Raw genomic sequence first — 12202 nt, 5'->3', positions numbered from 1 at the left:
TCGGTACGCCAGTCAAAATATTTGTGACAGATACACCGCATTCGCGAGCAAGCCCGCTCCCACAGGGATTTTCAGGGACCTGTCAGATCACGCGTTTTCCAACAGGTTATGCAACTCCACAAACTGCTGGGTCAGCTTGTGCCGTGGGTCCAGGTGGATCAGCGGCTTACTCTCCTGGTGCGACTCACGCATGCGCACGGAGCTGGCCAGGTACACCGGCAGCACCGGCAACCCCTCTGCAATCAACTCATCAAGCATCTGCTGCGGCAACGTCGCGCGGGCCTGGAACTGGTTGACCACGATGCCTTCCACTTCAAGGCCTTCGTTGTGGTCCTCCTTCAACTCTTCGATCTCAGCCAGCAGGCCGTACAGCGCCTGGCGCGAGAAACTGTCGCAATCGAAGGGGATCAGCACGCGATCAGCGGCAATCAACGCCGAAACCGCGTAGAAATTCAGCGCTGGCGGGGTGTCCAGGTAGATACGGTCGTAATCTTCGCTCAACTCGTCCAACAGCTTTCGCAGCTTGTTGATCTTGTGCTTGGCCTCAAGCTTGGGCTGCAAGTCCGCCAGTTCGGCGGTGGCGGTGATCACATGCAGGTTGTCGAAGGGCGTTTCGTAGATATCCACCTTGTTCTTCTTCGAAAACGGCCCGGAAGACAGGGTTTGCTTGAAAAAATCCGCGATCCCCATGGGGATGTCGTCGCCCGTCAGCCCGGTGAGGTACTGGGTTGAGTTGGCTTGTGCATCGAGGTCCACCAACAGGGTTCGATAGCCTTCGCTGGCGCTGACCGCCGCCAGGTTGCAGGCAATGCTGGACTTGCCAACGCCGCCTTTCTGATTGAACACCACACGCCGCATGGAAAAACCTCCGTGTATCAATGAATGCCCGAGTGTAGAGGGCAAAAGCGCCTGTTAGCTACCTTGTTCATCCACGCACTTACAGCATCACAGGCGTTTGAAGCGCCGACTGTCATCTGCCGCCGACAAATTAAACAGAACGGTCCGACAATCCAATCTGATTCCGGGTAACCGACAATCTGTAAATCTTTCCGAGCTATTTGTAATCAACCTTGAACAATTCATTACCAAAGTTTGCTAGAACCCCGCAGCACCGGGATAATGCGCGCCATTCGGCCATTGCTCCCTGTCCCGGTATTCGGGGCCAACGGCCGCACATGGAAGCCCGCAGGGGCGGGATAACCTCTCAGTGATCAATTTCAACATCGCCCAATGGCGTGCCTGGGCTCCAGGGCTCGACAGCGCGCACGACTGGCTGGCCTGGTGCAAGGCCCCAGAGGTGCTTCCCGCCAGCGACGCCTGCCCCGACGTGTCATTCCTGCCAGCCATGCAGCGCCGCCGCCTGAGCCGCCTGGCCCGCATGGCGTTCAGCGTCGGCTGGCCATTGGCCGAAGGCTTGCAGGATTTGCCGCTGGTGTTCATCTCTCGGCATGGCGAAACCCCGCGCACCCTCGACATCCTCAGCGACCTGGCCAACGACCAGCCCCTGTCGCCGACCCAGTTCAGCCTGTCGGTGCACAACGCGGTGATTGGGCTGTGGTCGATCCTGCGCAATGAAACCAGCGAAATGACCGCCCTCGCCGCCGCCGGCGATGGCCTGGAACACGGCTTGCTGGAGGCCGCCGCGCTGCTCAACGAAGGCGCCCCGGCCGTATTGCTGGTCATCACCGAAGAACAGCCACCCGAGGCCTACGCCAGCTGGATCAAGGACGTGCCGTTCCCCTACGCCCTCGGCCTGCTGCTGACGCCGGGCGACGAGTGGCAGCTGGAACTGCGCACCGCCACGGTCCAACCCACTCAAACCCAGTGGCCCCACGCCCTGAACCTGCTGCGCACCCTGCTCACCGAGCAAGGCGCCTGCCAACATGCCTGGAAGAACCGCGTATGGAACTGGCAACGCAAGTAATCACCGACAAGCCACGGCAGGCCTACTACTGGCGCTTGTTCGCCACGGCCATCAGCTTCCTGGTGTTTGGCATCGGCGGCCTGGGCCTGCGCGTGCTGGTGTTCCCGCTGCTCAGCTGCCTGCCGGGCGATGCCAGGCAGCATCAGCGGCGTGCGCGTCACACCATCAGTTGCCTGTTCTGGTTTTTCATTCGCCTGATGTACCGCCTGGGCATCCTCACCTACAGCGTCGAAGGTGCGGAAAAACTCGGGCGCCCGGGGCAGATGATCGTGGCCAACCACCCGTCGCTGATCGACGTGGTGTTCCTCATCGGCCTGATGCGCCAGACCAACTGCGTGGTCAAGCAGAGCCTGTTCCAGAACCCGTTCATGCGTGGCCCGGTCCGCGACGCCGGCTATATCAGCAATGACGGCAGCGCCGACATGCTCGACGCCGCCGCCGACGCCCTGCGCGACGGCCAGACCCTGATTATTTTCCCCGAGGGCACCCGCACCACACCCGGCGCGGCGCCCGCCTTTCATCGCGGGGGCGCCGCCATTGCACTGCGCGGTGCGACAATCGTCACCCCGGTGGTGATAAAGGTCAGCCCCACCACACTGACCAAGGCCGAGCCCTGGTATCGCATCCCCAAGCGCCGCTTTCACTTCAGTTTGCGCGTGGGTGCCGATATAGAACCACAGGCGTTCGCCACACTGGGGCCCGCGCCCCAGGCTTCACGCAAGCTCAACGATTACCTGCATGACTATTTTATTAAGGAGCTCGCCGAAGATGAGCGACAGCAACAGCCTTGAGTACGACATAAAGACGCTAATCATCGAAGCCCTCGGCCTTGAGGACATTAGTGTCGACGACATCGGTAGCGACCAAACCCTGTTCGGCGAAGGCCTGGGCCTGGATTCGGTAGACGCCCTGGAATTGGGCCTGGCGATCCAGAAAAAGTACGGCATCAAGATCGATGCCGACGCCAAGGACACCCGCAATCACTTCACCAACGTGGCCAGCCTTGCGGCGTTCGTCACGGCCCGACAGGCAGCTTGAGACCGTACCATGCAAACTCGTGACGATATTTTCAACACCTTGCGCGACGCCCTGGTGGAACTGTTTGAACTGGCGCCAGAGCGCGTCACCCTTGACGCCAACCTGTACCAGGACCTGGAAATCGACAGCATCGACGCCGTGGACTTGATCGACCATATCAAGCGCCAGACCGGCAAGAAGATCGCCGCCGAGGAGTTCAAGGCGGTGCGTACCGTGAATGACGTGGTTGAGGCGGTGTACCGCCTGGTGCAACCCGCCGCATGAGCCGGCTGATCGGCCTTGGCCTGTTGTTGGCGGGGCTGCTGTACCCCTTTGCGGTGTATTACGGCACCGAGCACTTTGCACCGTGGCAATTCGGCCTGCTGCTGGGCAGCCTGTGGCTGTTGCGCGCGTTGACCGGCGCACGGCGCCCCGGCAGCCGCTGGATGGCGCTGGCGGTGATCGTGTTCTGCCTGCTGCTGGCCTGGTTCGACAACCCACGCCTGCTGCGCTGGTACCCGAGCCTGGTCAGCGCGTTCATGCTGGCGCTGTTTGGCCTGAGCCTGAAATACGGCCCGCCGATGGTGGAACGCCTGGCGCGCATGACCGACCCGCAGCTGCCGCCCCACGCGATTGTGTATACGCGCCAGGTCACCGTGGTCTGGAGCGCGTTTTTTCTGTGTAATGGCCTGCTCGCCGCCGCCCTCACCCTGTGGGCGCCGTTGAGCTGGTGGACGTTGTACAACGGCCTGATCGCCTACGGGCTGATGGGGCTGTTGTTTGCCGTGGAATGGCTGGTACGACAAAGGGTTCGAGGCCGCGTATGAATGGGTTGAAACTTGAGCACTTGCTGCTCGAGCCGCTGGAACAGCGTCCGGTCACCACCGAACCTGCAATGAATCACGCCCAGCTGTGGGAACAGTCCCTGAGCCTGGCGGCGGGGCTGCGCGCGCGCGGTATCCAGCGCGTCGCCGTGCACCTGGAAGACGCCGGCCTCTTGGCGATTGCCCTGCTCGGCGCCTGGCGCGCCGGGGTCAGCGTGCTGCTGCCGGCCGACCTGCAAGCGCAAACCCGCCAACGCTGGGACGCGGCCGTCGACGCCTGGTTGACCGAAGTAGCGCACCTCGACGCGCTGTATCAAGCGCCGTTGAGCGCGGCGGCGCTGGACCTCGACGCCTGCCAACTGAGCCTGTGCACCTCCGGCTCCAGTGGCGAGCCCAAGCGCATCGACAAGTCCCTGCGCCAACTGGCCAACGAAGTCGACGCCCTGGAAACCCTGTGGGGCGCGGACTTGAAGGGCGCGTGCATCATCGGCAGCGTCGCCACCCAACATATCTACGGCCTGCTGTTCCGCGTGCTATGGCCGCTGTGCGCCGGGCGCAGCTTTGTGCGCAAGCAACTGGCCTTTCCCGAGGACTTGCAGCGCGCCAGCCGCGAACACCCGCAATTCGCCTGGGTCGCCAGCCCGGCGCTGCTCAAGCGCATGGGCGACAACCTCGACTGGCCGGCGCTGAGCCAGGTGTCGCGGGTGTTTTCCTCCGGCGGCGCCTTGCCCATCGAGGCTGCTGGCGAACTGTACGACCGCTTGCAGCAATGGCCGACGGAAATCCTCGGCAGCTCGGAAACCGGCGGCATCGCCTGGCGACAAGGCGCGCAACCCTGGCAGCCGTTTGCCGACGTGGAACTGAGCCAGGACGCCGACGGCGCCCTGCGCATCGCCTCGCCCTACCTGCCCGCCGGGCATATCGAACACACCGCCGACGCCGCGCGCATCCACGCCGATGGCCGCTTCGAACTGCTCGGGCGCCTGGACCGCATCGTCAAGCTGGAAGAAAAACGCATCTCCCTGCCCATGCTCGAACAAGCGCTGATGGCCCACCCGTGGGTCGCCGAAACGCGCCTGGGCGTGGTGCAGGAAAACCGCGCGTCACTCGGTGCGCTGGTGGTGCTGAGCGCCGAGGGCCTGCATGCCCTGCGCAATCAGGGCCGACGCACGCTGACCCAAACCCTGCGCCAGCATCTGAGCCAACACTGCGAAGCCTTGGCGCTGCCGCGTCGCTGGCGCTTACTGCGCCAGCTGCCGCTGAACAGCCAGGGCAAACTGCCCCAGGCCCAAGTCGAGGCATTGCTGCTGGCACCACGACCAAAGGCGCCGGAAGTGCTGGAGCAACTCGAAACCGACGGCGAATGGACCTTGCAACTGAGCATCCCGCCCGACCTGGCCTACTTCAGCGGTCACTTCCCGGTCACGCCGGTATTGCCGGGCGTGGTGCAGATCGAATGGGCGTTCAACCTCGGCCAGCAACTGCTCGATTTGCCGGCGACCTTTGCCGGGATGGAAGTGCTCAAGTTCCAGCAACTGGTACGGCCGGGCGACCGGGTCGAACTGCACCTGCGCTTTGACCGGGAGCGCGGCAAGCTGTATTTCGCCTATCGCAATGGCGACGCGGCCTGCTCCAGTGGGCGGATTTTGCTGGAGACTGAGCATGTATAGGTTTGGTGAGCGCTTCGCGCTCAATCGCGGGCAAGCCCGCTCCCACACTGGACCTGTGCCAGCCACACATCTCCCGCATACAGCAGATCAAAGGTGGGAGCGGGCTTGCCCGCGATGCAGGCGACGCGGTCAACCAGGAGACTGCGATCATGCATAACCCCTGCGCCCTGATCCCGGTCTACAACCACGAGGCCGCCGTCCCGGCCGTAGTCCGCAGCCTGCTCGACAGCGGCCTGCCCTGCCTGCTGGTGGACGACGGCAGCAGCCCGGCCTGCGCGGCGGTGCTGGCGCAACTGGCAGCCCTGGACAACGTCACCTTGCTGACCCTGCTGAACAACCAGGGCAAGGGCGGCGCGGTGATGGCCGGTTTCCGCGAAGCCGCACGCCTGGGCTTCAGCCACGCCCTGCAAGTGGACGCCGACGGCCAGCACGATCTGCGTGAAGTCGAGACCTTCCTCGACGCCTCGCGCACCCACCCCAGCGCAATCATCTGCGGCTACCCCGAGTACGACGACAGCGTGCCCAAAGGCCGCCTGTACGCGCGTTACCTGACCCACGTGTGGGTGTGGATCAACACCCTGTCGCTGCAGATCCGCGATTCGATGTGCGGCTTTCGCGTGTATCCGCTGGCGCCCACGCTGGCGCTGATGGACTCGGCCTACATCGGCACGCGCATGGATTTCGACTCCGACATCCTCGTGCGCCTGGCCTGGCGCAACCAGCCGATGCGCTGGCTGCCGACCCGCGTGCATTACCCGGCCGACGGCGTGTCGCACTTCCGCCTGCTGCGCGACAACGTGCGCATCTCGGCGATGCACACCCGCTTGTTCTTCGGCATGTTGGTGCGCTCGCCGATGATCCTGTGGCGGCGGTGGCAGGCATGAGCGACAGCACCAAGCACTGGGCCGACCGCGAGGAGCGCGGCAGCTTCCTGCTGATGAAACTCACCGCGTTCGCCGCCAAGGTCCTTGGCCGCCGCGTGCTGAGCCCGTTGTTGTACGCCATCGTCCTGTACTTCTTCCTGTTCGGCCGCACCGCACGCCACAGCGCCTGGCAATACCAGCAGCGCCTGGCCGAGTGGAGCGGGCGTGATGACCTGCGCCCCAGCCACAAGCGCGTGTTCGGCCAGTTCATGGCCTTCGCCGACTCCCTGCTCGACAAGCTCGACGTGTGGAACGGCAAGCTGCGCCTGGAACAGATCGAGATCAACGACCCGGCCAAGTTACGCGGGCAACTGCGCGGCGAGCGCGGACAGATGCTGGTGGGCGCGCACCTGGGCAACCTCGAAGTGTGCCGCGCCCTCGCTGAAATCGGCGAGCAAGTGACCATGAACGTGCTGGTGCACACCAAGCACGCCGAACAATTCAACCGCCTGCTCGGCGAAGCCGGGGCGACCCACTTGCGCCTGATCCAGGTCAGCGAGCTGGACCCGGCGACCATGCTGCTGCTCAGCCAGCGCCTGGACGACGGCGAATGGCTGGCCATCGCCGGCGACCGCGTGCCGCTGCACGGCGGGCGCACGGTGCGCGTGGACTTCCTCGGCCACGACGCCGCCTTCCCCCAAGGCCCGTGGCTGCTGGCCGGCCTGCTCAAATGCCCGGTGAACCTGCTGATGTGCCTCAAGCACAACAACCGCTACCGCCTGACCATCGAGCCGTTCGCCGAATTGATCGAATGGAAACGTAATACCCGCGAGCAGGTCATAGCCCTGTGGACCGCGCGCTACGCCGCACGCCTGGGCCAGTTCTGCCTGGAAGCGCCCCAACAATGGTTCAACTTTTACCCTTTCTGGAAGACCGATGACCACGCATCTTGAGCCGGTAACCTTTGGCGAACGCGCTTTGCGCATCGAAGACGTGCTGGCCCTGGCCAACCGTCAGGCGCCCACCCAATTGCAGGGCGATGCCGCGTATCGCCAGCGCATCGCCAAGGGCGCGCAGTTCCTCGACTCGCTGCTGGACAAGGAAGGCGTGATCTACGGCGTGACCACCGGCTACGGCGACTCCTGCGTGGTGGCCGTGCCGTTGCAGCACGTCGAAGCGCTGCCGCGTCACCTGTACACCTTCCACGGTTGCGGCCTGGGCAAGCTGCTCGATGCGCAAGCCACCCGCGCCGTGCTGGCCGCGCGTTTGCAGTCGCTGTGCCACGGCGTGTCCGGCGTGCGCGTGGAGCTGCTGGAACGCCTGCATGCCTTCCTGGAACACGACGTGCTGCCGCTGATCCCGGAAGAAGGCTCGGTGGGCGCCAGCGGTGACCTGACGCCGCTGTCCTACGTGGCCGCGACCTTGTCCGGCGAACGTGAAGTGATGTTCCGTGGCGAGCGCCGCCAGGCCGCCGACGTGCATCGCGAACTGGGCTGGGACCCGCTGGTGCTGCGCCCGAAAGAAGCCCTCGCGCTGATGAACGGCACCGCCGTGATGACCGGCCTCGCCTGCCTGGCCTTCGCCCGCGCCGACTACCTGCTGCAACTGGCCACGCGCATCACCGCGCTGAACGTGGTGGCGCTGCAAGGCAACCCGGAACACTTCGACGAGCGCCTGTTCGCCGCCAAGCCGCACCCTGGGCAGATGCAAGTGGCGGCATGGCTGCGCAAGGATTTGGCCATCGATGCGCCGACCGCGCCGCTGCATCGCCTGCAAGACCGCTACTCGCTGCGCTGCGCGCCCCACGTCCTCGGCGTGCTGGCCGACAGCCTGAACTGGCTGCGCTCGTTCATCGAGATCGAACTGAACAGCGCCAACGACAACCCGATCATCGACGCCATCGAGGAACGCGTGCTCCACGGCGGCCACTTCTACGGAGGCCACATCGCCTTCGCCATGGACAGCCTCAAGACCCTGGTGGCCAACGTCGCCGACCTGCTCGACCGCCAGCTCGCGCTGCTGGTGGACGTGCGCTACAACCACGGCCTGCCGAGCAACCTGTCCGGCGCCCCGGCGGATCGCGCGATGATTAACCACGGCTTCAAGGCCGTGCAGATCGGCACCAGCGCCTGGACCGCCGAAGCGTTGAAAAACACCATGCCGGCCAGCGTGTTCTCGCGCTCCACCGAATGCCACAACCAAGACAAAGTGAGCATGGGCACCATCGCCGCCCGCGATGCGATCCGCGTGCTGGAGCTGACCGAACAGGTCGCCGCCGCCACCTTGCTCGCCGCCAACCAAGGCGTGTGGCTACGCGCCCAGGCCGCCGATGCACGGCCATTGCCGCCAGCCTTGGCGGCGATGCACGAAGAACTGGCCAAAGACTTCCCGCCGGTGATCGAAGACCGCGCCCTCGAAGGCGAACTGCGCCTGTGCCTGCAACGCATCGCCGCGCAACACTGGAGGCTGCATGCGTAGCCCCGGCGTGCTGCACTGCGACACCGAGATCCTCGTGCCGTTTTTCGACGTCGACACCATGAACGTCGTCTGGCACGGGCACTACGTGAAGTACCTGGAAGTGGCGCGCTGCGCGCTGCTGGACAAGCTCGGCCACAACTACACGCAGATGCTGGAGTCGGGCTACGCCTGGCCGGTGATCGACATGCAGCTGCGCTACGTGCGCGGCGCGGTGTTTGGCCAGACGATCAACGTGCGTGCCAGTTTGGTGGAGTGGGAGAATCGTTTGAAGGTCAATTACCTGATTACCGACCTGGCCAGTGGCGAGCGGTTGACCCGTGCGAGCACGGTGCAAGTGGCGGTGGAAATCGCCAGTCGCGAGATGCAGCTAGCCTCCCCAAAAATCTTCACCAACGCCGTCGAAAGGGCCTTGAAATGAAATCCCCTGTGGGAGCGGGCTTGCTCGCGAAGGTCGTCAACGATAATGCAATCCGCCTGACACTACGCGGCGTCCTCAAGTCCTTCGCGAGCAAGCCCGCTCCCACATGGACCGCGTTCATCCTGTTGTTGAGCGTTTCAGGCATGGCCCATGCTTTTGACTTGCAGCAGCTCAGCGACCAGCTCGCCAAACCCTCGGTGATCCACGGCAACTTCACCCAGGAAAAACACCTGCGTGCCCTGCCCCAGCCGCTGGTCAGCAAAGGCACCTTCGTCCTCGCCAAGGACCACGGCCTGCTGTGGCTGCTGAAAACCCCGCTGCAACAGGACTACCGCATCAGCGCCCAAGGCATCGCCCGCCGTGACGCCACGGGTTGGCAGCCGCTGCCGAACAAGAGCGCCGGCGCCGAGCAGAATCGCCTGTTCCTCGCCGTGCTCCAGGGCGACAGCAGCGGCTTGCAGCGTGACTTCGAGCTGCAACTGAAAGGCGCAGCCAACGACTGGAAGCTGACGCTGATCCCCCGCTCGCTGCTGCTGAAACAAGTCTTCACCCAGATCAATATCGACGGTGGCGAGCTGGTGCAGAACATCGAGCTGCTGGAAACCCAGGGCGACAGCACCCTGCTGCGCATGCAGGACAGCACCGCAGCCCTGCCCTTGAGCGACGCGGAGAGACACGACTTTGCGCAGTGAGCGGCTGTTACCGCGCCTGTTCCTGATCCTGCTGGTGGCCGTGCTGGCCCTGGCCGGCTGGCAGTGGCGCCATGGCGCGCCGCTGTCGGCGAACCTCATGGAGCTGGTGCCGGGCAACACGCCGGACGCCCTGGAGCTGCAAGCCGAACAGCGCATGCAAGAGCCGTTGAACCGCGAAATGCTGGTGCTGGTCGGGCATGCCGACCGCCAGCAAGCGGTGGCCGTGGCGCAACAATTGGGCGAGCGCTGGCAGGCCAGCGGCCTGTTTGAAAAGGTCCAGTGGAACCTGCACGCCGACTTGCCGGCGCTGCGCGAGCAATTGCTGCGCGGGCGCCTGGCGATGCTCTCGGCCAAGGACCGCGAGCAACTGATCGAACAACCCGGCGCCTTCATCCAGCAGCGTGTGCAAGCGCTGTTCGACCCCTTCACCGGCTTCAGCCTGGTGCCGAGCCAGGATGACTGGCTGGGCCTGACCGGGCGCATCCAGAACAGCCAGCCGCAACATGGCTCGGTACAGCTGGATATCGGCAGCGGCGCGTTGATCGCCGATGCCGACGGCAAGAGCTGGGTGCTGCTGCGGGCGCGCACCACCGGCAATGCCTTCGACATGAAACTGCCGCTGCAAGTGGCGGACCTGCTCCAGGCCAGCCGTGCACAGGCCGGCGAGCAAGGCGCACAGTTGCTCGCCGCCAGCGGGCTGCTGTATGCGGCCAACGGTCAGCAGCAAGCCACGCGGGAAATCACCTGGGTCGGCGGTGGCGCGACCGTCGGCATCCTGTTGTTGCTGTTGCTCGCCTTCCGCCGTTGGCGCGTGTTGCTGGCGTTTGTGCCGGTGCTGGTGGGCATGCTGTTTGGCGCGGTGGCCTGTGTGGCGCTGTTTGGCCATATGCATGTGATGACGCTGGTGCTGGGTTCCAGCCTGATCGGCGTGGCGGTGGATTACCCGCTGCACTACCTGTCGAAAAGCTGGAGCCTGAAACCCTGGCGCAGCTGGCCGGCGTTGCGCCTGACGCTGCCGGGGCTGAGCCTGAGCCTGGCGACCAGTTGCATCGGCTACCTGGCGCTGGCCTGGACGCCGTTCCCGGCGCTGACGCAAATCGCGGTGTTCTCGGCGGCCGGCCTGGTCGGCGCGTACCTGTCGGCGGTGTGCCTGTTGCCGGCGCTGCTCAAGGGCGTCGAACTGCGCCCGGCGCAATGGCCGCTGCGCATCGCCGAATGCCTGTGGCTGGTGCGCGAATCGTTGCTCAAGCGCGTGCCGAGCGCGGCGCTGCTGGCCCTGTTGCTGCTGTTCTGTGCCGGCGGCCTGTGGCAACTGAGCAGTAAAAACGATATTCGCCAATGGATCGGCGCGCCGCCGCAATTGCTGCAAGAAGCACAAGCCGTGGCGCGGATCACCGGCTTCCAGCCCACCAGCCAGTTCTTTCTGGTGCGCGCCGAAAACCAGCAGCAGTTGCTGGAACGGGAAAGCGCCCTGGGCCAGCGCCTCGACCAACTGGTGAACATGGGCAAGCTCCAGGGCTACATGGCGCTCAGCCAACTGGTCAGCCTGCCCGCCGAGCAGCAAACACTGCGCGATGCGCTGAGCCAACTGCCGCAACACTGGCAACCGCTGCAGGACCTCGGCGTACCCGCCAGCGCCCTGCAGGCCGAAGTTGCGCAACTGCAGGCGCTACCCACCCAAGATATCGACGCCGCGCTGCAAGGCCCGCTGGCCGAACCCTGGCGTACTTTGTGGCTGGGCCCGGTGGACGGCGGCGTGGCGGCGATGGTCAGCCTGCAAGGCCTGAACAACCCGGCGCTGCTGCGGGTGCAGGCCGTGGACTTGCCCGGGGTGCAACTGGTGGATCGCCTCGGCGACTTGAACCGGGTGTTCGCCGACACGCAGATCAGCGCCGCTGAATTGAAATTGATGTCGTGCGTGCTGATCGTGCTGTTGCTGATCCTGCCGTTCGGCTTTGGCGGTGCCCTGCGCATCGTCGCGCTGCCGTTGCTGGCGGCACTGTGCAGCCTGGCCAGCCTCGGTTGGCTGGGCCAGCCGCTGACCTTGTTCAGCCTGTTCGGCCTGCTGCTGGTCACGGCCATCAGCGTGGATTACGCGATCCTCATGCGCGAACAGATCGGCGGCCCGGCGGTCAGCCTGCTGGGTACGCTGCTGGCGGCGTTGACGACCTGGTTGTCGTTCGGCCTGCTGGCGGTGTCCAGCACACCGGCGGTGAGTAATTTCGGCTTATCGGTCAGCCTTGGCCTGGCATTCAGCTTTATGCTGGCGCCCTGGGCCGGGCAACAGAAGCACGCCTTATGAATGTGATTATCGCC

13 protein-coding genes are annotated in these 12202 nt (G+C 64.8%); 12 read left to right on the top strand and 1 reads right to left on the bottom strand.

The window, feature by feature from the left end:
* Window positions 1-87: 87 nt before the first annotated feature.
* The gene (locus tag NUV89_RS14635) at window positions 88-858 is read right to left on the bottom strand and encodes a ParA family protein (protein ID WP_257781881.1); all 771 of its coding nucleotides are present in this window, start codon (window positions 856-858) and stop codon (window positions 88-90) included.
* A gap of 349 nt (window positions 859-1207) precedes the next feature.
* Between NUV89_RS14635 and NUV89_RS14630 the strand changes: the two genes are divergently transcribed.
* From NUV89_RS14630 to NUV89_RS14575, 12 genes are all read left to right on the top strand, one after another.
* On the top strand, window positions 1208-1924 hold the full coding sequence (locus NUV89_RS14630; protein WP_257781880.1) for a beta-ketoacyl synthase chain length factor: 717 nt from the start codon (window positions 1208-1210) through the stop codon (window positions 1922-1924).
* Window positions 1903-2715 carry a 1-acyl-sn-glycerol-3-phosphate acyltransferase gene (locus NUV89_RS14625; RefSeq protein ID WP_257781879.1) on the top strand — a complete coding sequence of 271 codons (813 nt, stop codon included), beginning with the start codon at window positions 1903-1905 and terminating at the stop codon, window positions 2713-2715. Before NUV89_RS14630 ends, NUV89_RS14625 begins: the two co-directional genes overlap by 22 nt.
* A complete protein-coding gene (locus NUV89_RS14620; protein ID WP_017738895.1) occupies window positions 2693-2962 on the top strand; it encodes a phosphopantetheine-binding protein in 270 nt (89 codons plus the stop codon). The genes NUV89_RS14625 and NUV89_RS14620 overlap by 23 nt, the downstream gene beginning before the upstream one ends.
* A 9-nt stretch (window positions 2963-2971) precedes the next feature.
* Window positions 2972-3226 (top strand): acyl carrier protein, encoded by a 255-nt coding sequence (locus tag NUV89_RS14615; protein ID WP_257781878.1) that lies wholly within the window; start codon window positions 2972-2974, stop codon window positions 3224-3226.
* Window positions 3223-3768: a hypothetical protein gene (locus NUV89_RS14610; RefSeq protein WP_257781877.1), complete on the top strand. Its 546-nt coding sequence runs from the start codon at window positions 3223-3225 to the stop codon at window positions 3766-3768. The genes NUV89_RS14615 and NUV89_RS14610 overlap by 4 nt, the downstream gene beginning before the upstream one ends.
* On the top strand, window positions 3765-5435 hold the full coding sequence (locus NUV89_RS14605; protein ID WP_257781876.1) for an acyl-CoA synthetase family protein: 1671 nt from the start codon (window positions 3765-3767) through the stop codon (window positions 5433-5435). The genes NUV89_RS14610 and NUV89_RS14605 overlap by 4 nt, the downstream gene beginning before the upstream one ends.
* Before the next feature lie 149 nt (window positions 5436-5584).
* A complete protein-coding gene (locus tag NUV89_RS14600) occupies window positions 5585-6319 on the top strand; it encodes a glycosyltransferase family 2 protein (RefSeq protein ID WP_257781875.1) in 735 nt (244 codons plus the stop codon).
* A complete protein-coding gene (locus NUV89_RS14595) occupies window positions 6316-7251 on the top strand; it encodes a glycosyl transferase (protein ID WP_257781874.1) in 936 nt (311 codons plus the stop codon). The genes NUV89_RS14600 and NUV89_RS14595 overlap by 4 nt, the downstream gene beginning before the upstream one ends.
* Window positions 7235-8776: a histidine ammonia-lyase gene (gene hutH / locus NUV89_RS14590; protein ID WP_257781873.1), complete on the top strand. Its 1542-nt coding sequence runs from the start codon at window positions 7235-7237 to the stop codon at window positions 8774-8776. Before NUV89_RS14595 ends, hutH begins: the two co-directional genes overlap by 17 nt.
* Window positions 8769-9194: a thioesterase family protein gene (locus NUV89_RS14585; RefSeq protein WP_017738888.1), complete on the top strand. Its 426-nt coding sequence runs from the start codon at window positions 8769-8771 to the stop codon at window positions 9192-9194. The genes hutH and NUV89_RS14585 overlap by 8 nt, the downstream gene beginning before the upstream one ends.
* The gene (locus NUV89_RS14580; RefSeq protein ID WP_257781872.1) at window positions 9191-9886 is read left to right on the top strand and encodes an outer membrane lipoprotein carrier protein LolA; all 696 of its coding nucleotides are present in this window, start codon (window positions 9191-9193) and stop codon (window positions 9884-9886) included. The genes NUV89_RS14585 and NUV89_RS14580 overlap by 4 nt, the downstream gene beginning before the upstream one ends.
* Complete coding sequence (locus tag NUV89_RS14575) at window positions 9876-12188, top strand: MMPL family transporter (RefSeq protein ID WP_257781871.1); 2313 nt, start codon at window positions 9876-9878, stop codon at window positions 12186-12188. Before NUV89_RS14580 ends, NUV89_RS14575 begins: the two co-directional genes overlap by 11 nt.
* Window positions 12189-12202 lie beyond the last annotated feature (14 nt).

The sequence above is a fragment of the Pseudomonas sp. 18.1.10 genome, assembly GCF_024655625.1.
GTDB lineage: Bacteria > Pseudomonadota > Gammaproteobacteria > Pseudomonadales > Pseudomonadaceae > Aquipseudomonas.
Note: the sequence above shows the minus strand (reverse complement) of the source record. Positions and strands in the feature narration are given on the sequence as shown.